Origin of the sequence: Streptomyces sp. NPDC023723 (assembly GCF_040639815.1) — a bacterium.
Classification (GTDB): domain Bacteria; phylum Actinomycetota; class Actinomycetes; order Streptomycetales; family Streptomycetaceae; genus Streptomyces.
On sequence record NZ_JBFAAP010000027.1, the window covers coordinates 85,701 to 108,332 of the forward strand.

At 72.1% G+C, this 22,632-nt stretch carries 21 protein-coding genes; 15 read left to right on the forward strand and 6 right to left on the reverse strand.

Annotated elements, in window-relative coordinates; genetic code table 11:
- The first annotated feature begins 301 nt into the window (after nt 1-301).
- Nucleotides 302-2,023 (forward strand): 2-isopropylmalate synthase, encoded by a 1,722-nt coding sequence (gene leuA, locus AB0G32_RS25435; protein ID WP_361167558.1) that lies wholly within the window; start codon nt 302-304, stop codon nt 2,021-2,023.
- A gap of 187 nt (nt 2,024-2,210) precedes the next feature.
- A complete protein-coding gene (locus AB0G32_RS25440) occupies nt 2,211-2,909 on the forward strand; it encodes a TerB family tellurite resistance protein (RefSeq protein WP_361167561.1) in 699 nt (232 codons plus the stop codon).
- A 40-nt stretch (nt 2,910-2,949) separates the two neighbouring features.
- Here AB0G32_RS25440 and AB0G32_RS25445 read toward each other — a convergent pair whose 3' ends face one another.
- Nucleotides 2,950-3,516 carry a GNAT family N-acetyltransferase gene (locus tag AB0G32_RS25445; RefSeq protein WP_361167564.1) on the reverse strand — a complete coding sequence of 189 codons (567 nt, stop codon included), beginning with the start codon at nt 3,514-3,516 and terminating at the stop codon, nt 2,950-2,952.
- 334 nt (nt 3,517-3,850) lie between these two features.
- On the opposite strand from AB0G32_RS25445, the gene AB0G32_RS25450 reads away from it, so the two are divergent.
- The 6 genes from AB0G32_RS25450 (at nt 3,851) to AB0G32_RS25475 (ending at nt 10,625) form a co-directional block, all read left to right on the forward strand.
- Nucleotides 3,851-4,600, forward strand: coding sequence for an SCO2525 family SAM-dependent methyltransferase (locus AB0G32_RS25450; protein WP_361167567.1), 750 nt, complete (start codon nt 3,851-3,853; stop codon nt 4,598-4,600).
- 66 nt (nt 4,601-4,666) lie between these two features.
- Entirely contained in the window at nt 4,667-6,511 is a 1,845-nt protein-coding gene (locus AB0G32_RS25455) for an SCO2524 family protein (RefSeq protein WP_361167570.1), read from the forward strand.
- Nucleotides 6,512-6,515: 4 nt separating this feature from the next.
- Nucleotides 6,516-7,433: an SCO2523 family variant P-loop protein gene (locus AB0G32_RS25460; RefSeq protein ID WP_361167573.1), complete on the forward strand. Its 918-nt coding sequence runs from the start codon at nt 6,516-6,518 to the stop codon at nt 7,431-7,433.
- Nucleotides 7,430-8,419: an SCO2522 family protein gene (locus AB0G32_RS25465; protein WP_361167576.1), complete on the forward strand. Its 990-nt coding sequence runs from the start codon at nt 7,430-7,432 to the stop codon at nt 8,417-8,419. The genes AB0G32_RS25460 and AB0G32_RS25465 overlap by 4 nt, the downstream gene beginning before the upstream one ends.
- Before the next feature lies 1 nt (nt 8,420).
- Nucleotides 8,421-9,422 carry an SCO2521 family protein gene (locus tag AB0G32_RS25470; RefSeq protein ID WP_361167579.1) on the forward strand — a complete coding sequence of 334 codons (1,002 nt, stop codon included), beginning with the start codon at nt 8,421-8,423 and terminating at the stop codon, nt 9,420-9,422.
- A gap of 75 nt (nt 9,423-9,497) precedes the next feature.
- The gene (locus AB0G32_RS25475; RefSeq protein ID WP_361167582.1) at nt 9,498-10,625 is read left to right on the forward strand and encodes a hypothetical protein; all 1,128 of its coding nucleotides are present in this window, start codon (nt 9,498-9,500) and stop codon (nt 10,623-10,625) included.
- A gap of 23 nt (nt 10,626-10,648) precedes the next feature.
- Here the strand turns inward: AB0G32_RS25475 and AB0G32_RS25480 are convergent, their stop codons facing one another.
- Nucleotides 10,649-12,079 carry an alpha/beta hydrolase gene (locus AB0G32_RS25480; protein ID WP_361167633.1) on the reverse strand — a complete coding sequence of 477 codons (1,431 nt, stop codon included), beginning with the start codon at nt 12,077-12,079 and terminating at the stop codon, nt 10,649-10,651.
- Between the two features lie 562 nt (nt 12,080-12,641).
- Here AB0G32_RS25480 and AB0G32_RS25485 point away from each other — a divergent pair.
- The 3 genes from AB0G32_RS25485 to AB0G32_RS25495 are packed head-to-tail and all read left to right on the forward strand — an operon-like array spanning nt 12,642 to nt 14,493.
- The gene (locus tag AB0G32_RS25485; protein ID WP_361167585.1) at nt 12,642-12,857 is read left to right on the forward strand and encodes a hypothetical protein; all 216 of its coding nucleotides are present in this window, start codon (nt 12,642-12,644) and stop codon (nt 12,855-12,857) included.
- Nucleotides 12,858-12,879: 22 nt separating this feature from the next.
- Complete coding sequence (gene recO / locus AB0G32_RS25490; protein ID WP_361167588.1) at nt 12,880-13,626, forward strand: DNA repair protein RecO; 747 nt, start codon at nt 12,880-12,882, stop codon at nt 13,624-13,626.
- Nucleotides 13,627-13,671: 45 nt separating this feature from the next.
- A complete protein-coding gene (locus AB0G32_RS25495) occupies nt 13,672-14,493 on the forward strand; it encodes an isoprenyl transferase (RefSeq protein WP_361167591.1) in 822 nt (273 codons plus the stop codon).
- A gap of 102 nt (nt 14,494-14,595) precedes the next feature.
- On the opposite strand, the gene AB0G32_RS25500 is transcribed toward AB0G32_RS25495, so the two are convergent.
- The 4 genes from AB0G32_RS25500 to AB0G32_RS25515 form a co-directional block, all read right to left on the reverse strand.
- Nucleotides 14,596-15,006 (reverse strand): Fur family transcriptional regulator, encoded by a 411-nt coding sequence (locus AB0G32_RS25500; protein ID WP_361167594.1) that lies wholly within the window; start codon nt 15,004-15,006, stop codon nt 14,596-14,598.
- A 71-nt stretch (nt 15,007-15,077) separates the two neighbouring features.
- Nucleotides 15,078-15,980 carry a metal ABC transporter permease gene (locus AB0G32_RS25505; RefSeq protein WP_361167597.1) on the reverse strand — a complete coding sequence of 301 codons (903 nt, stop codon included), beginning with the start codon at nt 15,978-15,980 and terminating at the stop codon, nt 15,078-15,080.
- Between the two features lie 6 nt (nt 15,981-15,986).
- Nucleotides 15,987-16,757, reverse strand: coding sequence for a metal ABC transporter ATP-binding protein (locus tag AB0G32_RS25510; protein WP_361167600.1), 771 nt, complete (start codon nt 16,755-16,757; stop codon nt 15,987-15,989).
- Nucleotides 16,758-16,783: 26 nt separating this feature from the next.
- A complete protein-coding gene (locus AB0G32_RS25515) occupies nt 16,784-17,746 on the reverse strand; it encodes a zinc ABC transporter substrate-binding protein (RefSeq protein ID WP_361167603.1) in 963 nt (320 codons plus the stop codon).
- Nucleotides 17,747-17,884: 138 nt separating this feature from the next.
- Here AB0G32_RS25515 and AB0G32_RS25520 point away from each other — a divergent pair, with 138 nt between their 5' ends.
- From AB0G32_RS25520 to AB0G32_RS25535, 4 genes are all read left to right on the forward strand, one after another.
- Nucleotides 17,885-19,267 carry a glycine--tRNA ligase gene (locus tag AB0G32_RS25520; protein WP_361167606.1) on the forward strand — a complete coding sequence of 461 codons (1,383 nt, stop codon included), beginning with the start codon at nt 17,885-17,887 and terminating at the stop codon, nt 19,265-19,267.
- 140 nt (nt 19,268-19,407) lie between these two features.
- A complete protein-coding gene (locus AB0G32_RS25525; protein WP_361167609.1) occupies nt 19,408-20,412 on the forward strand; it encodes an aldo/keto reductase in 1,005 nt (334 codons plus the stop codon).
- 24 nt (nt 20,413-20,436) lie between these two features.
- The gene (locus AB0G32_RS25530) at nt 20,437-21,042 is read left to right on the forward strand and encodes a TetR family transcriptional regulator (RefSeq protein ID WP_361167612.1); all 606 of its coding nucleotides are present in this window, start codon (nt 20,437-20,439) and stop codon (nt 21,040-21,042) included.
- 85 nt (nt 21,043-21,127) lie between these two features.
- On the forward strand, nt 21,128-22,453 hold the full coding sequence (locus AB0G32_RS25535; protein ID WP_361167615.1) for a hypothetical protein: 1,326 nt from the start codon (nt 21,128-21,130) through the stop codon (nt 22,451-22,453).
- The last annotated feature ends 179 nt before the right edge of the window (nt 22,454-22,632 follow it).

A 22,632-nucleotide genomic window follows, 5' to 3' on the forward strand; every position in this document is an offset into this window, starting at 1 on the left:
TACCTGCAATCATGATTGGTGAAACTGAGGCGCCGGTGAGTGAACACGGTGCCCTTGAAGTGGTATGCGGCACTTTTTGTCCCAGTGCTCCCACCGGTCCCGCATACTGATACGGACCCGCGTATCCGGCACGACTGGGCTAGGCTGCACAGCACCATGCGTTTCGGGCTGCTTCTCCTTAGCTGCCGCGGCGAGGGCCTGTAGACAAGGCCGACTCCCTCCCCGCGGAGCTTCTGCGTTGCCGTCGGCCGTCCTTCCGGACTCGCGGACATCGCGGACACATCGAGGAGCCCCCGCCACCATGGTCAATCGCCAGCAGCCCAGTTCCATGCCGGTCCAGAAGTACCGCGGCTACGAGCAGGTCGACATCGCCGACCGCACCTGGCCGAACCAGCGGATCACCACCGCCCCCCGCTGGCTCTCCACCGATCTGCGCGACGGCAACCAGGCCCTGATCGACCCCATGTCGCCCGCCCGCAAGCGCGCGATGTTCGATCTGCTGGTCAAGATGGGCTACAAGGAGATCGAGGTCGGCTTCCCGGCCTCCGGCCAGACCGACTTCGACTTCGTCCGGTCCATCATCGAGGACCCCGCCGCCATCCCCGACGACGTCACGATCTCCGTACTGACGCAGGCCCGCGAGGACCTGATCGAGCGGACCGTGGAGTCGCTGCAGGGCGCCAGGCGGGCCACCGTGCACCTGTACAACGCGACCGCCCCGGTCTTCCGCCGGGTCGTCTTCCGCGGCTCCAGGGACGACATCAAGCAGATCGCCGTGGACGGTACCCGGCTGGTGATGGAGTACGCGGAGAAGCTGCTCGGCCCGGAGACGGTGTTCGGCTACCAGTACAGCCCGGAGATCTTCACCGACACCGAGCTGGACTTCGCGCTGGAGGTCTGCGAGGCGGTGATGGACGTCTACCAGCCCGGCCCGGACCGCGAGATCATCCTCAACCTGCCGGCCACCGTGGAGCGTTCCACCCCGGCCACGCACGCGGACCGCTTCGAGTGGATGCACCGCCACCTGTCCCGCCGCGAGCACGTGGTGCTGTCCGTGCACCCGCACAACGACCGCGGTACGGCGGTGGCGGCGGCCGAGCTGGCCGTGATGGCCGGCGCCGACCGCGTCGAGGGCTGCCTGTTCGGGCAGGGCGAGCGGACCGGCAACGTCGACCTGGTCACCCTGGGCATGAACCTGTTCTCGCAGGGCGTCGACCCGCAGATCGACTTCTCCGACATCGACGAGATCCGTCGTACCTGGGAGTACTGCAACCAGATGGAGGTCCACCCGCGCCACCCGTACGTGGGCGACCTGGTCTACACGTCCTTCTCCGGTTCCCACCAGGACGCCATCAAGAAGGGCTTCGACGCGATGGAGGCCGACGCGGCGGCGCGCGGGGTCACCGTGGACGACCTGGAGTGGGCCGTCCCGTACCTGCCCATCGACCCCAAGGACGTCGGCCGGTCCTACGAGGCGGTCATCCGGGTCAACTCGCAGTCCGGCAAGGGCGGGATCGCCTACGTGCTGAAGAACGACCACAAGCTGGACCTGCCGCGCCGGATGCAGATCGAGTTCTCGAAGACCATCCAGGCCAAGACGGACGCCGAGGGCGGCGAGATCACCCCGTCGGCGATCTGGGAGGTCTTCCAGGACGAGTACCTGCCCAACCCGGACAACGCCTGGGGCCGCATCCAGGTCAGGACCGGCCAGACCACCACCGACCGGGACGGGGTGGACACCCTCACCGTCGAGGCCGTCGTGGACGGCGCCGACACCGTGCTGACCGGCTCCGGCAACGGTCCGATCTCGGCCTTCTTCGACGCCCTCCAGGGGGTCGGCATCGATGTACGGCTGCTGGACTACCAGGAGCACACGATGAGCGAGGGCGCCTCCGCGCAGGCCGCCTCCTACATCGAGTGCGCCATCGGCGACAAGGTTCTGTGGGGGATCGGAATCGACGCGAACACGACGCGTGCCTCGCTGAAGGCGGTCGTCTCCGCCGTCAACCGCGCGGCTCGCTGACCAGCCGAACCGGTGAACCGCCGCCCCGTTCGCCCCGCTATGCGGGCGGGCGGGGCGGCGTCCGGTACCGGCCACATACCTGTGCAGGTCACGGAAAGGTCTCGTACGGGGTACTGACTCCACGTCCAGGATGTGGCTAACATCACGCCAGCACGGCGATGTTGCCGTGCGGTTACGGAGGTGCGACGTGCTGCCTGGACGGGGACGGAACGGCCGAGCTGCCCGGCCGCCGCGCATCCTGGGGACCCGCACCGCGTGGACCGCCGTCGGCGACGGCGAGTTCTTCTGCCCCGGCTGCGGCGGGGACCGCAACTACCGGCGCCTGACCGGTCGGCGCCGCCTCGCGCTGCTGGGCCTGCCGGTGCTGCCCCGCGGCGACACCGGCCCGGTCGTCGAGTGCGCGGCCTGCCGGCGCCACTTCGGCACCGACGTCCTCGACCACCCGACCACCACCCGCTTCTCCGCGATGCTCCGCGACGCCGTGCACACCGTCGCCCTCGCGGTGCTGGCGGCCGGCGGCACCGGCTCCCGGCCGGCGCTGGCGGCGGCGGCCGAGGCGGTGCGCGCGGCGGGCTACGAGGACTGCACCGAGGAGCGGCTGGACGCGCTGGTGGCGGCGCTCGCGGCGGACACCGGACGGATCCAGGGCGAGCCCTGCGGGCCCGGCCTCGCCATAGAGCTGCACGAGGCGCTGGACCCGCTGGCCCCGCACCTCGCCGCGGCCGGCCGTGAGTCGATCCTCCTCCAGGGCGCCCGGATCGCCCTCGCCGACGGCCCCTACCGCCCCGCCGAGCGCGACGCCCTGGCCACCGTGGGCGCGGCCCTGACCATCTGCTCGGCCGACGTGACCCGGCTGCTGGCGGCGGCCGCCCGGACGCCTTCCTGAGCGGGCCCGCGCCGGGGCGCTTCCCGGGGCGCCGGCGGGCTCACTCCGGCGGGACCAGGTCCAGCCGCAGCACCCGCCGGTGCATGCCGGGCCCGAAGTAGTCCGGCCGCATGCCCTTGTCGGGCGGCTCGGGACGGAACCCCAGGGAGCGGTAGAGGAGGATCGCGGCCCGGTTGCCGGGCTCCACGGTGAGGCGGACCCGTTCCACCCCGGCGCCGCGCAGCCGCACCAGGACCTCCCGCATCAGCTCCCGCCCCAGGCCGTGCCGCCGGCGGTCCTGGGTCACGCACAGGCCCAGGATCCAGCTGTCCCGGTCCAGCGCGGTCGTGCCGGCCAGTACGTAGCCGCGCAGCAGGCCCCGGCCGTCGTCCAGGACCAGGAAGTGCTCGGCGTACATGTCGTACAGCTGGCGCAGCAGGAAACCAGGGTAGGCGACCTCCTGGAAGACCTCCTTGTCCAGGCGCCGCAATTCGGGCAGGTCGGTCTCCCGTGCCGTGCGCAGCAGCAGTGTCCCCGGGTCCGGCTCGGACCGTGGATCCGGGATGCGGACGGGTGCGCTGAGCTGCTCGTGGCGATTGAGGAAACGTTCCAGCGGTTCGGCGGTCATGCCACCCCCCGGTCGGTGAATCTCGGACGGAAGTCAACTTGAGGGCTGCGCCATTCACCCCTCGGGAAAGCCGGCCTTGTGTGGCGTCCAGTGACGGCTTCTGGCTAGAGTGTGCTGTCAACTTCCGCCGTGCAAGGGCGAGTTCGAGTGTGCGACGGTGCGCCGGACGTGCGCCCGGCAGAAGGGGACTGGCGTATTCCGTGCTGGCCGTGCCGTTATGGGTGGCCTACCGTGCGGAATAACGAGTGCCGTTTTCGTCCGCCGATGTCCACGGGAGATCAGGTACGCGGCACCCGATTTTGTCGGAAGACGAATGGAAAGCGGCAGGGTGACTATGGATCGCAACGCCGACGCGCCTTGGTCGAAGTTCGATCCGGAGGCATATGTCGACGTCAATTATCGAACTCCGCTCGATGTGGATCTGCTGATCCTGCGGGCGATGCGAGACCATTTCAGCCGCTGTTTCGGAGGGACCGTCCCGCAATCGGTGCAGGGTGTCGACGTCGGCGCGGGTGCGAACATGTATCCGGCGCTGGCCATGCTTCCGTGGTGCGAGAAGATCGTACTGCTCGAATACGCGCAGCCGAACGTGGAATATCTGGAACGGCAGACCGCCGAAGGCGGCCTGGATTCGATCTGGGACGCCTTCTGGAAGGTGCTGCGGGAAAACCCGGCCTACCACGACGTCGACCCGGCCGCCCGGGTCGCCGACATCGTCCGCGTCGAGCGCCGCAACCTCTTCGACCTGGACGGACAGCAGCGCTACGACCTGGGGACGATGTTCTTCGTCGCGGACTCGATGTCCGAGTGCCCCGAAGAGTTCCGGCGCGGCGTGCGCTGTTTCCTGAACACGCTGTCACCGGGCGCCCCGTTCGCCGCCGCGTTCATGAAGGAATCGGTCGGATACCAGGTCGGGGACCAGCACTTCCCGGCCTACCGGGTGAACGAGGAGCGGGCCCGGGACAGCCTGGCGGAGTTCACCGAGGAACTGGAGATCCACGATCTCCACCAGGTGGTGCGAAAGGGACACGAGGGAATGCTGCTGGTGCTCGGCCGACGCAATTCCGTGGTTGCCGTTCCCTAGAACTCCGGAAACGGGGACCATGTCTGCACAGGACCAGGCAATGAGATCTGTACGAGGGGTGCGGGGATGCAGATCAAGCCACGCCAGCATCTGCTGGACGTCTGGCGGGCGGTGGCCCGTTACTCGTTCGACAACGGGAAATACCTCTCGGGGGAGACCGGCGGACTGAGCAGCGTCGCGGACGCCGAGCGGCTGCTCTGCCTGCTGTACCCGGCCACCGAGGTGCCCGCCTTCCGGCTGGACCAGCCGGACACCACCGACCGGGAGGTGCTGCGCGTCCTGGAGGACGTCGGCGGCCGGCTGGACATCCCGTCCAACCTGATCACCGCCCTGACCCAGTACATGCGCACCCACACCGGACCGGACGACAGCCCCACCTTCGCCGGCGGCTACTACTTCAAACCGTCCCAGCCGGGCATCGAACTCACCCATCAGCAGTCCCAGTTGGGCGTGGTCGACTCCTACTCCATGTCCGTCACCCTCTGCCTGGCCACCCTCGGGTTCCTCAAGGTCTACGAGTCCACCACCACCCGGCCCGAGATCCGCGCCGCCATCGGCGAACTGCGCCAGGCCACCAACACCCGGCTCACCGCCGCGATGGTCAGCCTGCTGCGCTCCTTCACGGTGAACGTCTTCGACGCCGAGTCCGAACAGGGCAAGCGGCTGATCCAGGTCATCGGGCAGAACAGACAGTCCGACCGCGTCGTGCTCCAGCAGTTCGCCCGCCGGCTGCGCCCGCTGCGCGCCACGATCATCGAGAGCCTCACCCGCGGCATCCAGGTCGACGAGTCCATCCGCGACGAGAGCCAGCTCTTCGAGTGCGGCTGGGCCTGGGGCGTGGTGCGGGACGCGCCGGAGATCACCGACCTGGAGATCCCGGTCCCCGGCCAGCCCGCCGGCATCGCCGACCGGCTGCCCTACGTGTACTTCACCGTCGTCGCCCTGGACGGCATCCAGGACCTGTTCTCCAACCGCACCCTCACCCTCGGCCTGCTCGACGAGGACCAGCAGAAACTCGCCGAGATGCTGCGGCTGCGCTGGGAGCTGAGCCAGCAGTACTGGTCGGCGGTGGCCCGCTTCGGCGCCGACCGCTGGCCGCTGGAGGACCTGCCCTGGCAGACCACCGGACTCCAGCTGGAGTCGGAGTACTTCTCGCTGACCGTCGCGGCCATCCTGGTGCACGACCTGGTCCGCCGGAACGCCACCGACGACGACCTCACCCGCACCGTCGGCATCATGGAGCGGCTCGCCGACCGCGGCCGGGTCAACAGCCGGATGACCAAGGACGACCCCACCATCCGGCTGCACCACCCCGGCGTCACCATGCCGCTCGCCGGCTCCGAGCTCTCCGGCGGCGTCCTCCAGTGGCGGATGACGGACTACTCCGCCCAGCTCCTCAAACGCATCATCCAGCTCGCCATCCTCTCCCAGAACATCAACTCCCAGGGCCGGCTGCTGCGGCTGGCCGAGCAGACCTTCGAGCACCTGTGGCACCGGCGGATCCGGGCCGACGACGGCGCCGACCTCTGGGACGACGTACGCGCCGTCTACCCGGACGCGCACGACGTGGACCGGCGGCTGTCCTGGAGCGTCACCGAGCGCGTCACCGAGTGCCTGGTCGCCGCCCGCGACCTGTACGAGCAGCAGCCCATCCCGAGCAACGAACTGGCGCAGCTCGCCCAGGAACTGCTCAGCGAGGCCACCCACCTGTTCGGCAAGGAACAGCTGCAGGCCGCCACCGGCATCGGCGGCAACCGGGGCCGGGCGATGCGCAGCATCGAGAGCCGCCTGGACCGGGCCCGCACCCTGGTCGACAAACAGCCCGCCACCGCCTTCGCACTGGTCCTGCCGGTGCTCCAGGAACTCGACACCCTGGCCCAGGCCAGGGACGCCGGCGTGAAGGAGGGGTGATTCCGTGCTCGTCTTCGCCGCCTCCGACAAGGGAGGCACCGGGCGCTCGGTGACCAGCGCCAACCTGGCCTACCAGCGCGCGCTGAACGGGGACCACGTGGCCTACGTGGATTTCGACTTCGGCTCACCGACCGCCGCCGCGGTCTTCGACGTGCCCAGCGCCGTGCGCGGCACCGCCGACCGCGGCCTGCACTCCTACCTGGAGGGCCTCACCCCGGACCCCGCCATGATCGACGTGTGGCGGCAGACCGAGCACCCGCAACTGCACGCCTGGCCCAACCAGTCCGGCCGCCTGGTGCTGTTCCCCGGCGACCTCGGCGGCGGCGAGTTCGCCACCGACGAGGACGCCCTGGAGCGCTGCGTCGACCTGCTGCTGCGGCTCAACGGCGAGTTCGACGTGATCATGGTCGATCTGAGCGCCGGCCGCAGCTACGCCGTCGACATGGCGCTGGCCGCCACCGCCCACCCCCGGATGCGCAACGTCCCCTTCCGCTGGCTGGTCTTCCACCGCTGGACCCGGCAGCACGTGATCGCCGCCTCCGGCCTGGTCCACCGGGAGCACGGCATCATCAGGGGCGGCGTCGAGCGCGGCCACGACGAACGGGCGCTGCGGGCCGCCGTCCGGTTCGTCCGGGCCGCCGTTCCCGACCCGGAGTCGGCCCTCTGGTCCCAGGGCTCGCCCGCGCAGGCCGCCTGGATGCAGTCCTGCGACGAGGCACTGCGCCGGCTCGCCGCCGAGCACGCCATCGGCGACAGCGTCGTCCTCGGCGTCGTACCGCTGGAGCCCATCCTCCAGTGGCGGGAGCAGCTGATCACCGAGGAGGACGTGCTCGCCACGCAGATAGCGAACAAGGAGACGCTGGAGGCGCTGGAGGAGATCGCCCGGCGGCTGACCGACGACTCGTACTGGGGGCTGCCGTGACGGAGCCGCAGCCGGGGCCGGGGGCCGGGCCGGTCTTCCGGGAGACCACCGCCGATCCGCGCACCCAGGCGGTCGGGCTGTCCCACCTCTCGCTGGAACTGGGCCACCTGTACCTGGAGGACTTCGAGGCCGGACCCGAGCGGCTGCGGGACCACTTCGCCCGGGTGGTGCCCTGGGCCCAGGCGGCCCGCGCCGTCGCCGCCGCGGCCGCCGGCCCCAAACGCGCCCGGATCAGCACCTGCTTCCTGATCGACGACTACTTCGCCCGGTTCTCCAGCCCCGCCGAACTCGTCCCGCGCATCGTCGACGAGGCCGCCCGGGCCGGACTGACCGTCGACTACCTGGCCCGCGAGTCCGGCTGCGCCGTCACCGGCAAGGTGCCCGTCGCCGAGGCGGTGGCCGCCCGCATCGTCGAGTCCCCGCCGCCCGGCAGCTACGGGGCACGCCCGCCCGCCACCCAGACCGGCTGGCTGGCCAACGGCGAGCGCAGCCCGGTGATGCGGGCCGCGCAGGCGATGAAACCGGCCACCGTCTGGCAGCCGCCCAAGGAGACCGCCGCCCGCCGGCACTCCGTCTTCCTCGACGTCGAACTGTGGAGCGACGGCGCCGACGGCCAGCGGCTGTGGTCCTGCCCGTTCCTCGCCGCCGTCTGGCAGCTCGCCCGCCTCGGACTGCTGCGCAACGAGGGCGAGGCCGTCTTCGTCCCCCAGCAGCGGCCCGCCGCTGGCTTCCCCGACGACTGGGACGAACTGCCCGCCCTGATCCGGCTCAACCCGCGCGCCGACCCCTTCGCCGCCTACCGCACCGCCTCCGTACTGCCCAGCCGGTTCCTGCCCGTGGAGCACGCGGTGCGCGTCGTCCTCGACCAGCTCGACGTCGACCACGGCGCGCTGGAGCAGGTCGCCAGGCGGTCCGCCGCCGAGCACGCCGCCGTCCCCGACTCGGTCGCCGACCGGGTCTCCTACGTCTTCTACTCGGGGCCCTGACATGGCGCCGGCCGAGCCGACCGCACCGGAGGCCGTACTCGCCTGCGGCGAGATCCGCACCCGCCTGCTGCCCACCCGGCAGGCGCTCGACATCCGCAGCGCCGCCCAGTTCCTCGCCCTGCGCGCCGACGAACGCGTCCTGCTGTCCGAACGGCCGGGCCTCTACGCGCGTTCCCCCGAGACCCTCACCGGCGTCGACTGCCCGCTGCCCAGCGCCAACGGCTCCCGGGTCCGCGCCGTCGGCACCGTCGCCGCCCGCGCCGCGCTCACCGAGGGCCGGGTCCTGCAGACCTCCGCCTACTTCCGGCTGCCGCCCACCGGACCCGACCAACGCCGTCCCTGGGGCCACTATCTGGTACGGCCCGGCACCGTCGAACCGTTCGGCCGGGCGCGGCCCGAGGCGGTCGCCGAGGGCGTGCTCGGCGGCGGCCGCCACGGCGACCTGGACGTCGGCCTGATCGCCGACCAACTGCTCACCCGGCTGCTCCGCCACCCCCTCCTCGACCAGCGCCCGCCGCTGCGCTCCCGCCCCACCCGGCTGCGCTGGGCGGCCCTGCCCGCCGCGCCCGGCCAGGGCCCCGCCCTCGAACGGTTCACCCTCGCCGAGGACGAACTACGCACCGTGCGCCTGCGGGTGCCGCCGGGCACGCCGGCCGACCGGATCGCCGGGCTCTGCGACGACCTCGCCCTGCACGACTGGCTGCTGACCACCGTCGTCCACCTGCTGGACGGCGTACGGCTCGGGACCCCGCAGCCGCCCGCCCGGCCCGGCGCCGACGACCGGCCCGCCGTCGTCCTGGCGCTGCGCCCGGCCGTCGACCACCTGCTGCACCTGTGGATGCCCCGGGCCCGGGTGGCCGCCGAACTGGCCCCGCTCTGGCAGACGCTGGAGGAGAGTCCCGGCTTCACCCGGCAGTGGCAGGCGCTGGTGCAGCGCATCCGCGACCAGCTCACCCTGCACGCGATCCCCGCGCTGTACCGGGAGGTGGAGCCCGCCCCCTGACGCCGCACCGCCCAGCCGCCCCCAGCACATCACCGCACCTCGATCCGAGCGCATCCCGACGGGGGGAGAAGCGAGATGAGCACGGCACAGTCACCGCAACCACCGGACCCCGCACCGCCACCCGCCACCCTGGCGGCCCGGGTGCGGAGCATCGGACAGCGACCTCCCGGCGCCGGCCTGTGGCCCCGCCGGCTGGCGGCCGGCCTGGTCGTCGGCGCCCTCGCCTGGGGCGTCGCCGCCCTGCTCGGCCCCGAGACCGGGGTGGCCCGGCAGGTGGCCGCGGCGCTGCTGTGCGCCGCCGCCGCGGTCGCCGTCCAGCACGTCCTCGCCCTGGACCGGCGAGTACTGGACCAGGACCGGCGCACCCGCGGCGCGCTGGCCGAGACCGCCGCCGCCCTCGCGGACGGCCTGCGGCGCCACGACGACGAACTCCGCACCGGCCTGGCCCGCTGCACCGAGGACCTGCGGCACCTGGTCGACACCCGGCTGCCCGGCACCGGCCGGGACGAGGATGCCGCCCGCGACCTGGAGGTCCGCACCGACGCCGACGGGGTGCCGGACCTGGCGCACAGCTTCGCCGACGTACTGGCCCCCGGTCCGGCGATCCTCGGCACGTTCGTCCGCATGGAGATGAAACGGGTGGTCGGCCATCTGTCGGACCTGACCAACCTGACCGCGGAGTGCCCCGGCGAGAACCACGACTGGATGCTCACCCTCACCCGCGCCGCCCAGCACTCCATCTGCGCCATCAGCACCTCCGTGGACCGCGAATTCTGGAACAGCGAGCCCGCCAGCCGCTACCTCCAGGCCCAGAAGGAGGTGATCGAGGAGCGGGGCATCCCGGTGAGCCGGCTCTTCCTGCTCCAGAGCGCCCGCGAACTCGACGACAAACTGCTGCGGCTGTGCGACGAACAGGAACTGCTGCGCATCGAGATCCGCGTCGCCGTGCTGCCCGAACTCCCGCCGCACCTCCAGCGCGGCACCACCGACGACTTCATCGTCTACGACGAGGAGGTCACCTTCGAGATCGAGCAGGATCTGCGCGAGGTCAACGTCCGCACCCGGCTCAACGCCCGCCAGGACCACGTACAGGACCGGATGAAGCGGTTCCGGGAGCTGTGGGAGGCGGGCATGAACCTGCGCGAACTGGAGGTCCGCGTCGACGACGAGGAGGACGGCACCTGGATGGTCGACCAGGGGTGAGCCGGGCCTCCCGGCGGGTTCGGTCAGGGGCAGTACGTGTCGCCGGCCGGCCGCTCGCCGGTCGCCAGGAAGCGGGAGACCGCGGCGTCCCCGCAGGCGTTGCCGTTGGCCAGGTAGGCGTCGTGGCCGGTGGCGTCCACGGTGACCATGACCGCGCGCCCGCCGAGGGCGGCCCGCAGCCGGTGCGCGCCGGCGAGCGGGGTGGCGACGTCCCGTTCGTTCTGTATGAGCAGCACGTTCGACGGCCCCCGGTCCGTGATCCGCACCGGTGCCCGCCGCGGCGGGTACGGCCAGGCGGCGCACGGCATCGCGTTGCGCGGCATGCCCGCGGTGAGCGGGTACGCGGCCCGGCTCTCGGCGACGTCCTGCTGGTACGCGGCGGCGGTCCGGGGCCAGGCCACGTCGTTGCATATGGTCGCGGCGACGACCGCGGTGACGTTCTGCAGCACGGCCTCGGGCGGGGCGGCCGGCGCGGGCGGCACGGTGCCCCGGCGGGCGGCGTTCATCAGCTCGGCCAGCACCGGATACTTGGCGGGGGAGTAGAGGCTGTCCAGCATGGTCTGCCGCAGCACATTGCCGGTCAGTTCGGGCGGGTTGGCGCCCGGCCACGGGATCGGCTCGCGGTCCAGGCGGGCGGCGAGCTCCAGGAACAGTGGCCGGACCTCGGCGGCCGTCCGCGCCACCCGGTACGGCCCCGGCCGGGACGCCCAGGCGGCGAAGTCCGGGAAGACGTCCTCCACCCCCTGCTCGTGCCCGGCCAGCCAGGCGCGGGCCACCCGCTTCGGGTCGGGGTCGTCGTTGCTGTCGAGGACGATCCGGTCGGTGCGGTGGGGGAACAGCTCGCGGTAGACCGCGCCGACGTACGTGCCGTACGACACCCCCCACGCGGAGATCCGGCGCTCGTCGAGCGCGGCCCGCAGCAGGTCGAGGTCCCGGACCTCGTCGACCGTGCTCAGATGCTTGACCAGTTCGCCGCCGTTGCGGGCGCAGGCGGCCGCCATCCGCGCGGCGGTGGCCAGGTTGCCGTCGATCGAGCCGTCCGGGGCGGGCCAGGGGCGGGTGACGGCCGGTGCCAGGTCGGCGGGGTCCAGGCCGCAGTCGGCGGCGGTGGAGGGCGCGACGCCGCGCGGCGCGAAACCGATCAGGTCGTAGGCGTCCCGTACCTCCTGAGGGAGCTTCTGGCCCTTCCCGGACGGGTCGTTGAGGCTGGAGCCGCCCGGTCCGCCCGGGATCAGTAACAGGGAGCCGCGCCGGGCGGCCGGTTTCTCGCTCGGGACGCGGGAGACGGCGATGCCGATCGTCCCGCCGCCGGGGTCGGCGTGGTCCAGGGGAACGCGCAGGGTGGCGCACCGCTGCCGGGGATCGACACCCGGCCCCTCGGGACACGCGGTCCAGGCGAGCGGGGCGGTGGCGGCCGGCGCCGCGGCGGCGGGCACGGCCGTCATGGCCGTCATGGCCGTCACCGGCACGGTCAGGCCGAGCAGGACGGCACCGGCGCCCACGAGGGCGGCGGTGCGGCGGCCCCGCGGGCGCGGGACGGCCGCGGTCCGCGACGCGTGCACGGTCCGCGACGCGGGTGTGGTGCCCGTAGCAGGTGCGGCGCCCGTCGCAGGTGTGGTGTGCGGCTTGCGTGTGGTCTGTGTCATACGAGCAGCGTCGCCGAGACGGGCCGTCGGACCCATCCGGGAAGCACCCGATCCGCCTGGGGGTTTGCCCCCGGGGCCGTCTCGGGGACGCCCCCGAGACGCCCCCTCGTACCCGATCGGGTCCTTTACTCGAACACCGTCCGCCCTGGGCATCACATGCTCGAACGGCAGGTTCCCCCCGTACCCGGCGACGATCCCGAACTCCCCTGCCTCCCACCGCACTTACGGGGCGCGGGCGGCTCGCGGGGCAGGTGGGGAAACGTCACCTTGGGGAGGCGGGGCGCGAAACCGAAAAACAGAGGAGACGGGGGACTCGGTCGGACAACGGTGATCGGCCCGCAGCGAACGGGGCCGAGGAGCGGAGGACGCGGTGCTGGAACCCGTCGGTTCGTACGTCGTGGACACCCGGAACGGAAGGGTGGGGATCGTCATGGGGCACGAGGGGCCGTACGTCCAGCTGCGGCCGTGCGGCGGCGGACGGGAGTGGGACGCCGAACCGGGCGCGGTGCGCCGGGCCACGCCCGCCGAGCGGATCGGCGCGGGCACGGCGTACGCCAACGCCCGCAGCCGCGGCGAGGTGCCTTGAAACGTGGGCGACAATGGGTGCCATGAGTCTGTTCCGCGACGACGGCATCGTGCTGCGCACCCAGAAGCTGGGTGAGGCGGACCGGATCATCACGCTGCTCACCCGCGGTCACGGCCGGGTACGCGCCGTGGCACGCGGCGTGCGGCGCACCAAGTCCAAGTTCGGCGCCCGCCTTGAGCCGTTCTCCCACGTCGACGTGCAGTTCTTTGCCAAGGGCAGCGAGCTGGTCGGCCGCGGGCTGCCGCTGTGCACGCAGAGCGAGACCATCGCGCCGTACGGCGGCGGCATCGTCACCGACTACGGCCGGTACACCGCCGGGACGGCCATGCTGGAGACGGCGGAGCGGTTCACCGACCACGAGGGCGAACCGGCGGTGCAGCAGTACCTGCTCCTGGTCGGGGCGCTGCGCACGCTGGCCCGGGGCGAGCACGCCCCCGGCCTGGTCCTGGACGCGTTCCTGCTGCGCTCCCTCGCCGTCAACGGGTACGCGCCGACCTTCGGCAACTGCGCGAAGTGCGGCATGCCGGGCCCGAACCGGTTCTTCTCGGTCGGGTCGGGCGGCTCGGTCTGCGTCGACTGCCGGGTGCCCGGCTCCGTCGTACCCTCGCCGCAGGCCCTGGAACTGCTCGGCGCGCTGCTTGCGGGAGACTGGGCCACGGCGGACGCGGCCGAGCCGCGGCACGTCCGGGAGGGCAGCGGACTGGTCTCCGCCTACCTGCACTGGCATCTGGAGCGGGGACTGCGCTCCCTGCGGTACGTCGAGAAGTAGCGGCGTAGGACGAGACGTAGGACAAGAAGTAGGAGATGTAGCGATATGGCCGTACGCGGGATTCTGGGGCGCCAGCGCCGGGAGTACCGGACACCCGAGCCGCACCCGTCCGGCGCCCGGCCGCCGAAGCTCCCCGGGGAACTGGTCCCGGAGCACGTGGCCATCGTCATGGACGGCAACGGCCGCTGGGCCAAGCAGCGCGGGCTGCCCCGCACCGAGGGCCACAAGGTCGGCGCCGAGCAGGTCATGGACGTGCTCCAGGGGGCCATCGAGATGGGCGTGGGGAGCATCTCCCTGTACGCCTTCTCCACCGAGAACTGGAAGCGCTCGCCCGACGAGGTGCGCTTCCTGATGAACTTCAACCGGGACTTCATCCGCAAGTCCCGCGACACCCTCGACGGGCTCGGGGTCCGGGTGCGCTGGGTGGGCCGGATGCCCAAGCTGTGGAAGTCGGTCGCCAAGGAACTCCAGATCGCCCAGGAGCAGACCAAGGGCAACGACCGGCTCACGCTGTACTTCTGCATGAACTACGGCGGCCGGGCCGAGCTCGCGGACGCCGCGAAGGCGATCGCCGAGGAGGTGGCGGCCGGGCGGCTCGACCCGTCCAAGGTCAACGAGAAGACGATCGCGAAGTACCTCTACTACCCGGACATGCCGGACGTCGACCTGTTCCTGCGGCCCAGCGGGGAGCAGCGCACGTCCAACTACCTGCTGTGGCAGAGCGCGTACGCGGAGATGGTCTTCCAGGACGTCCTGTGGCCGGACTTCGACCGCCGTGATCTGTGGCGCGCGTGCCTGGAGTTCGCCTCCCGGGACCGGCGCTTCGGCGGAGCGATCCCCAACGAGGTGCCGCGGGCCGAGGGGTAGTCGGTCGGGTGCGGGTGGGTGGGGGCTGGTCGCGCAGTTCCCCGCGCCCCTGAAAAGCCGCGGCTGCGCCGCGCTTTTCCCACACCCGCGGACGAACCCCGCTCAACCCGCGGCGCACTCCGCGCAGGTGCCGAAGATCTCCACCGTGTGGGCCACGTTGACGTAGCCGTGCTCCGCGGCGATCGCCTCCGCCCACTTCTCCACGGCGGGGCCCTCCACCTCGACGGCCTTGCCGCAGGAGCGGCAGACCAGGTGGTGATGGTGGTCGCCGCTGGAGCAGCGGCGGTAGACGGACTCGCCGTCGGCGGTGCGCAGCACGTCGACCTCGCCGGCGTCGGCGAGGGACTGGAGGGTGCGGTAGACCGTGGTCAGCCCGACCGAGTCGCCCTTGTGCTTGAGCATGTCGTGGAGTTCCTGCGCGCTGCGGAACTCCTCGACCTCCTGGAGGGCCGCCGACACGGCGGCGCGCTGCCGTGTGGCGCGGCCCTTCACGGGTGGTCCAGCGGTGGTCACCGGGTTGCCTCCTCACGTCTGCGCTGCCGGGGCCATTGTGCCAGCCCCGGCAGCCGTCGGCCGGACGCCGATCAGACGCCGGCCTCGTCGCCGGCCGTCCGCCCCGCCGGGACCCGGCACTCGGCCGGGTCGGCGGCGCCCCGCGCGGCGGCGGCCGCCCGCGCGCGTCGCCTGGCCAGCGGGGTGGCGAGGGCGCTCAGCACGATGAACGCGGCGATGGTCAGCAGCACGATCGTCGCGCCGGGCGGCACGTCCTGGTAGTACGAGGTGACCGTGCCGCCGAGGGTCACCGCGACGCCGATCGCGACGGCGATGGCGAAGGTGGCGGCGAAGCTGCGGCTGAGCGCTTGCGCGGCGGCCACCGGGACCACCATCAGCGCGGACACCAGCAGCAGGCCGACCACCCGCATGGCGACGGTCACGGTGATCGCGGCGGTGACGGCGGTCAGCAGGTTCAGCGCGCGCACCGGCAGCCCGGTGACCCGGGCGAACTCCTCGTCCTGGCTGACCGCGAAGAGCTGGCGGCGCAGCCCCAGGGTGACCAGCACCACGAAGGCGGCCAGGCAGCAGATCGCGGTGACGTCCGACTCGCTCACCGTCGACAGGGAGCCGAAGAGGTACGAGGTGAGGTTGGCGTTGGAGCCGCCCGGCGCCAGGTTGATGAACATCACGCCGCCGGCCATGCCGCCGTAGAAGAGCATGGCGAGGGCGATGTCGCCGCGGGTGCGGCCGTACCAGCGGATCAGTTCCATCAGTACGGCGCCCAGCACGGAGACCAGGGTGGCCATCCACACCGGGGACCAGGAGAGCAGGAAGCCGAGGCCGACGCCGGTCATCGCGACGTGGCCGATGCCGTCGCCCATCAGGGCCTGGCGGCGCTGGACCAGGTAGATGCCGATCGCGGGCGCGGTGATGCCGACCAGGACGGCGGCCAGCAGGGCCCGCTGCATGAAGGCGTAGTTCAGGAATTCCATCGGCTATCAGCTCAGCAGTCCGGTGCGGATCGGTTCGGCGCCCGCCGTGTCGTGCGGGTGTACGTGGTCGTGGCCGGGCAGCGCGTGCTGGCCGACCGCCTCGGGGGGCGGGCCGTCGTGCAGCACGCAGCCGTCGCGCAGGACGACCGCCCGGTCGATGAGAGGTTCCAGGGGGCCGAGTTCGTGCAGCACCAGCAGCACCGTCGCACCGGCCGCCACCTGCCGCTCCAGGGTCTCGGCGAGCACCCGCTGGCTGGCCAGGTCGACGCCGGCCATCGGCTCGTCCATGATCAGCAGCTCGGGTTCGGCGGCGAGCGCGCGGGCGATCAGGACGCGCTGGTGCTGACCGCCGGAGAGGGCGTCGACCGAGTCCTTGGCGCGCTCGGCCATGCCGACCAGGTCCAGGGCGCGGCGCACCGCCGCGTGGTCGGCCTTGCGCAGCACGCCGAAGCGGGTCCGGGACAGCCGCCCGGAGGAGACCACCTCGGTCACCGTGGCGGGCACGCCGCCCGCGGCCGTGGTGCGCTGCGGGACGTAGCCGACCTTGGCCCAGTCGCGGAACCGGCGCCGCGGGGTGCCGAACAGCTCGACCTCGCCGGCCGCCACCGGCACCTGGCCGATGACGGCGCGCACGGCCGTCGACTTGCCGGAGCCGTTCGCGCCGAGCAGCGCGACGACCTCACCGCGGCGCACGGTGAGGTCGATGCCGCGCAGGACGAGGCGCGAGCCCAGTTCGGCGCGGACTCCGCGCAGGGATATGACGGGCTCGTCGCTCACGAGGGCCTCCGTACGGTCAGGAGCTGTCACTTGGCGCCGAGGGCGGTCTTCAGCGCTTCGAGGTTGGACTGCATGACCTCGATGTAGTCCTCGCCCTCGGACTTGTCGGTGATGCCTTCGAGCGGGTCGAGGACATCGGTCTTCAGGTTCGCGTCCTGGGCGAGCGTCTTCGCGGTCTTGTCCGACACCAGTGTCTCGTAGAACACGGTGGTCACGCCGTCGGCCTTGGCCTCCTGCTGGAGTTCCTTGATCCGGGCGGGGCTGGGCTCGCTCTCCGGGTCGAGCCCGGCGATGGCCTCCTGGGTCAGGCCGTAGCGCTCGGCGAGGTAGCCGAAGGCGGCGTGGTTGGTGAAGAAGACCTTGGTGGTGGTGTTCTTCAGACCGTTCGCGTACGCCGTGTCCAGTCCGTCGAGCTTGGTGGTCAGCGCCGTGACGTTCTTCTTGTAGTCGGCGGCGTGGTCCGGGTCGGCCTGCTCCAGGGCCTTGGCGACGCCCTTGGCGACCTCGGCGTACTTCACCGGGTCCAGCCAGATGTGCGGGTCGAGGGCGGACTCCTCCTCGGCGGAACCGGACTCCTCGTCCGCGTGCTCGTGCTCGACGTCGCCGTGGTTCTCCAGCTTGGTCAGCGAGGCCGCGTCGATCTTCGTCTTGACGCCGGACTGGGCGACCGCCTCGTCCACGGCGGGCTGCAGCGACTTCAGGTAGAGCACCGCGTCCGCCTCGCCCAGTTCGGCGGTCTGCTTGGTGCTCAGCTCCAGGTCGTGCGGTTCCTGGCCGGGCTCGGTGAGGGTGGTGACGTTCACATGGTCCCCGCCGATCTGCTCGGCGAGGTACTGCATCGGATAGAACGACGCGACGACGTCGAGCTTGTCGCCACCTCCGCCGCTCGCCTCCGCGCTGTCGCTGGAGCAGGCGGAGAGAGTGCCGAGGCCGAGCGCGGTGACCGCGGCGACCGCTATGCCGGATATGGGACGTCGTCGTACGTTCATGACACTCATTTTCAACAAATCTGGAAACGGTTGTCAACAAGGACCCGATTTGGTTACGGGCCGGGCGGCGCCGGTAACCTGAAGCATTCGCTGGAAGCATCTCGCTTCGTCGCCCGTCGTCGTAATGAAGAGAGCACCGTGGCCGCCGACAAGATCGACACCATCGTCAGCCTGAGCAAGCGCCGTGGCTTCGTTTTCCCCTGTAGTGAGATCTACGGCGGCCAGCGTGCCGCCTGGGACTACGGTCCGCTGGGTGTCGAGCTCAAGGAGAACCTCAAGCGCCAGTGGTGGCGCTACATGGTGACCTCGCGCGAGGACGTCGTCGGTATCGACTCGTCCGTGATCCTCGCCCCCGAGGTCTGGGTCGCCTCCGGTCACGTCGCCACCTTCTCCGACCCGCTGACCGAGTGCACCGCCTGCCACAAGCGGTTCCGCGCGGACCATCTGGAAGAGGCGTACGAGGAGAAGAAGGGCCGCGCCCCGGAGAACGGCCTCGCCGACATCAACTGCCCCAACTGCGGCAACAAGGGCCAGTTCACCGAGCCCAAGCAGTTCTCCGGCCTGCTCTCCACCCACCTCGGCCCGACCCAGGACACCGGCTCCGTCGCCTACCTGCGGCCCGAGACCGCGCAGGGCATCTTCACCAACTTCGGCCAGGTGCAGACCACTTCGCGCCGCAAGCCGCCGTTCGGCATCGCCCAGATGGGCAAGTCCTTCCGCAACGAGATCACGCCCGGCAACTTCATCTTCCGCACCCGCGAGTTCGAGCAGATGGAGATGGAGTTCTTCGTCAAGCCGGGCGAGGACGAGAAGTGGCAGGAGTACTGGATGGAGCAGCGCTGGAACTGGTACACCGGCCTCGGTATGCGCGAGGAGAACATGCGGTGGTACGAGCACCCGGCGGAGAAGCTCTCGCACTACTCCAAGCGCACCGCGGACATCGAGTACCGCTTCCAGTTCGGCGGCAGCGAGTGGGGTGAGCTGGAGGGCGTCGCCAACCGCACCGACTACGACCTCGGCGCCCACTCCAAGGCCTCCGGCCAGGACCTCTCCTACTTCGACCAGGAGGCCGGCGAGCGCTGGACGCCGTACGTCATCGAGCCGGCCGCCGGTGTCGGCCGCGCGATGCTGGCGTTCCTGCTGGACGCCTACATCGAGGACGAGGCGCCCAACGCCAAGGGCAAGATGGAGAAGCGGACCGTGCTGCGGCTCGACCACCGGCTGGCCCCGGTGAAGGTCGCCGTGCTGCCGCTGTCCCGCAACCCGGAGCTGTCCCCGAAGGCCAAGGGGCTCGCCCAGGCGCTGCGGCAGAACTGGAACATCGACTTCGACGACGCCGGCGCGATCGGCCGCCGCTACCGCCGGCAGGACGAGATCGGCACGCCGTACTGCGTGACGGTCGACTTCGACACCCTCGAGGACAACGCGGTGACGGTGCGCGAGCGGGACTCGATGAAGCAGGAGCGGGTGTCGCTGGACCAGATCGAGGGCTACCTCGCCGGGCGGCTGGTGGGCTGCTGAGCCCGTCCCTTCCGTCTTCGCCGGCCCCTGTGCCGGACCTCCGGGTCCGGGGCGGGGGCCGGCGGCGTTCCGGCGCCCACCGCAGTGAGTAACAACTGACAGATATTGAAATCTGTCAGTTGTTATGTCATCGTGGTGGCATGACGATGCCAACGCGCTCCCTCGGAACCACCGGCCCCCAGGTCTCCGCCCTCGGCCTCGGCTGCATGGGCATGTCCGCGCTCTACGGAGAGGCGGACCGGACCGAGTCCATCGCCACGATCCATGCTGCCCTCGACGCTGGGGTCACGCTGCTCGACACCGGCGACTTCTACGCCATGGGCCACAACGAGATGCTGATCGGCGAGGCGCTGCGCGCCGCCCCCGCCGCCGCCCGGCAGCGGGCGCTGGTCAGCGTGAAGTTCGGCGCGCTGCGCGACCCGGACGGCGGCTGGTCCGGCTACGACGGGCGGCCCGCCGCGGTGAAGAACTTCGCCGCCTACTCGCTCCAGCGGCTCGGCGTCGACCACATCGACGTCTACCGCATCGCCCGGCTCGACCCCGACGTGCCGATCGAGGAGACGGTCGGCGCCATCGCGGAGCTGGTCGAGCGGGGGTACGTACGCCACATCGGCCTCAGCGAGGTCGGGGCCGGCACCATCCGGCGGGCCGCCGCCACCGCGCCGATCAGCGACCTCCAGATCGAGTACTCGCTCATCTCGCGCGGCATCGAGGACGAGATCCTGTCGGCCGTGCGGGAACTGGGCATCGGTGTCACGGCGTACGGCGTGCTCTCGCGCGGGCTGATCTCCGGGCACTTCACCGCGGACCGGCAGCTCGCCGCCACCGACTTCCGCGCCCACTCGCCGCGCTTCCAGGGCGACAACCTCCGGCACAACCTGGACCTCGTCGAGGCGCTGCGGAAGATCGCCGCGGGCAAGGGCGTGAGCGTCGCCCAGGTCGCCATCGCCTGGGTGCTCTCCCGGGGCGCGGACATCGTGCCGCTGATCGGTGCCCGGACCCGTGAGCGGCTCGGCGAGGCGCTGGGCGCGGTGGACGTCACGCTGGACGCCGCCGACCTGGCCGCCGTCGAGGAGGCGGTACCCGCCGGCGCCGCCGCCGGAGACCGCTACCCGGCGGCCCAGATGGCCCACGTCGAGCGCTGACCGGCGCCCGGTACGGTCTAGGCCATGGCACCGACCTCCGAGACCCTGACCGCCGAGCGCATCCTCGAAGCCACCGAGGAGGTGCTGCGCCGGCACGGCCCGGCCAAGGCCACCGTGGTGGACGTGGCCCGCGCGCTCGGCGTCAGCCACGGCAGTGTCTACCGGCACTTCCGGACCAAGGCGGCGCTGCGCGAGGCGGTCACCAAGCGGTGGCTGGACCGCACCTCCGAGGCGCTGGCCGGGATCGTCGCCGCCGACGGCGACCCGGAGACCCGGCTGCGGGACTGGGCGCGGGCGCTGTTCGAGGCCAAGCGCCGCAAGGCGGGCGACGATCCCGAACTGTTCGCCACGTACTCGGTGCTGGTCGGGGAGAACGGCACGGTGGTCGGGGACCACCTGGACGACCTGACCACCCAGCTGACCCGGATCGTGCGGGACGGGATGGCGGCGGGGGACTTCGCGGCGGGTGACCCGGCGACGGCCGCCGGCGCGTTCTTCCGGGCCACCGCCCACTTCCACGACCCGTGCCACGCGGGGGAGTGGCGGCGGCCGGGGATCGAGGACGAGTTCGAGGCGGTGGTGGGGTTGCTGGTGCGGGGGTTGCGGATGCGGTCCAGCCGGTCCAGCTAGCACGGATGGCTGTCCGAGGTGCGGGAACCCGGCGCTTACCGGAAGGTGATGTTGCCAGGGGCGAGCACGCGCGTGGAGGACGGTCATGGCTGAGCAGAAGTCGGCGGCACAGGGGCTCCCGGGGCCGCTCGGCGCCGCCGTCACGGCGCTGGAACGGGTGCCGGGTGCCGGGACGGTCGGCAAGGTGGCCGGCGGGGTGCTGGACCGGATCGGCGCGGTGTCGCCGCGCGGGCGGCGGCTGGCCGTCTACACCGGCGCGGGAGTGGCGGGTATCGCCGGGCTCGTGGAGTGGCCGGTGGCGGCCGCGGGAGCGGCGGTGGCTTGGCTTACGCGGCCTCGGGATCGGGATGAGGAGCGGGGGCGGGAGCGGGAGCGGGATCAGGAGCGGGGGCGGGATTCGGGCAGGGCTCAGGGTCGGGGCCGGGGGGCGGTGGGCTCGGGCGCGGGCTCGGATACGGCTGAGGGGGCCGGGGGCGGGGCGGTGACGGCGGCTCGGGGCGGGACGCGGTCGGGAACGGCTGCGGCTGCGGCTGCTGGCGAGGAGACGGCGGCCGGCGCCCGTAAGGCGGCGGCCGGCGCCCGTAAGGCGGCGGCCGGCGTACGGAAGACGGCGGCGCGGTCGGCCACGACGGCGGCGGGGGCCGGGAAGACGGGGGCGGGGGCTCGTAAGACGGCGGCCGGGACCCGTAAGACGGCGGGGACGGCCGGGAAGACGGCCGGGGCGAGGACGCAGAGGGGCGCCGGGGCCGCCGGGACCCCTGGAGCGGCCGGTAAGTCGGCCGCCGGGGCTCGGAAGACGGCGGCCGCCGGGACGGCGAAGTCGACGGTCGCCGGGACGGCGAAGTCGACGGTCGCCGCTCGGAAGTCGGCGGCTGGGACGGCCAAGTCGGCCGTGGCGGGCCGGAAGTCGGCCGTCGCGGCTGCCAAGAAGACCACTGGGACCGTCAAGCCGGCCGTGGCGAGTCGGAAGTCGGCCGTCGCGGCTGCCAAGAAGACGACCGGGGCCGCCAAGCCGGCCGTGGCGGGCCGGAAGACGACCGCTGCGGCCGCCAAGAGGACCGCCGGGGCTGCCCAGAAGGCCACCGGGGCCGCCGGGGCCACCAAGACGACGTCCGGGACCCCGAAGACGGCCTCCGCCTCGGCCAAGAAGACCTCCGCCCCGGCGAGCGCGGCTGCCGCCCCGGTCAAGAAGGCGACCGCCGGTGCCAAGCGGACCACCTCCGCCGGAACCGCCCCCGCCGACAGCGGAATGGCCACGGGTACCCGGGCGAAGAACACCGCCGTGGCGAAGGGTGCCGGGGCGGTGGCGCGGAGTGGGGCCGCGATGAAGAGCGGGTCGGCGGCCGAGCGGGCCGCCGCTGCCGGGAAACCGGGCCGGAAGTCGACGGGGACGGGCCGGAAGGCGGGCTGAGCGGCCGTGGTGATGGGGGCTGGACTTCTGACCCGTACCTCCGGGGCCGCGGCCGGGCTCGTGCTGGCCGGGCCCCGGCTGCTCGCGCGCGGCGCCGCGCCCGCGGCGGGCCTCGCGGCCGGCGCCGTGGCGGGCGGCGCGCGGGCCGGCGTACGGACCGCGGACTTCGCGGCGCGGGC

Excerpts from the sequence above, each read along its gene's own strand:
- leuA (WP_361167558.1), top strand. The coding sequence starts at position 302 with ATGGTCAATCGCCAGCAGCCCAGTTCCATGCCGGTCCAGAAGTACCGC.
- recO (WP_361167588.1), top strand. The coding sequence starts at position 12,880 with ATGAGTCTGTTCCGCGACGACGGCATCGTGCTGCGCACCCAGAAGCTG.
- AB0G32_RS25530 (WP_361167612.1), top strand. The coding sequence starts at position 20,437 with ATGGCACCGACCTCCGAGACCCTGACCGCCGAGCGCATCCTCGAAGCC.
- AB0G32_RS25495 (WP_361167591.1), top strand. The coding sequence starts at position 13,672 with ATGGCCGTACGCGGGATTCTGGGGCGCCAGCGCCGGGAGTACCGGACA.
- AB0G32_RS25475 (WP_361167582.1), top strand. The coding sequence starts at position 9,498 with ATGAGCACGGCACAGTCACCGCAACCACCGGACCCCGCACCGCCACCC.
- AB0G32_RS25450 (WP_361167567.1), top strand. The coding sequence starts at position 3,851 with ATGGATCGCAACGCCGACGCGCCTTGGTCGAAGTTCGATCCGGAGGCA.
- AB0G32_RS25470 (WP_361167579.1), top strand. The coding sequence starts at position 8,421 with ATGGCGCCGGCCGAGCCGACCGCACCGGAGGCCGTACTCGCCTGCGGC.
- AB0G32_RS25445 (WP_361167564.1), bottom strand. The coding sequence starts at position 3,516 with ATGACCGCCGAACCGCTGGAACGTTTCCTCAATCGCCACGAGCAGCTC.
- AB0G32_RS25505 (WP_361167597.1), bottom strand. The coding sequence starts at position 15,980 with ATGGAATTCCTGAACTACGCCTTCATGCAGCGGGCCCTGCTGGCCGCC.
- AB0G32_RS25480 (WP_361167633.1), bottom strand. The coding sequence starts at position 12,079 with ATGACGGCCATGACGGCCGTGCCCGCCGCCGCGGCGCCGGCCGCCACC.
- AB0G32_RS25535 (WP_361167615.1), top strand. The coding sequence starts at position 21,128 with ATGGCTGAGCAGAAGTCGGCGGCACAGGGGCTCCCGGGGCCGCTCGGC.
- AB0G32_RS25455 (WP_361167570.1), top strand. The coding sequence starts at position 4,667 with ATGCAGATCAAGCCACGCCAGCATCTGCTGGACGTCTGGCGGGCGGTG.
- AB0G32_RS25515 (WP_361167603.1), bottom strand. The coding sequence starts at position 17,746 with ATGAACGTACGACGACGTCCCATATCCGGCATAGCGGTCGCCGCGGTC.
- AB0G32_RS25525 (WP_361167609.1), top strand. The coding sequence starts at position 19,408 with ATGACGATGCCAACGCGCTCCCTCGGAACCACCGGCCCCCAGGTCTCC.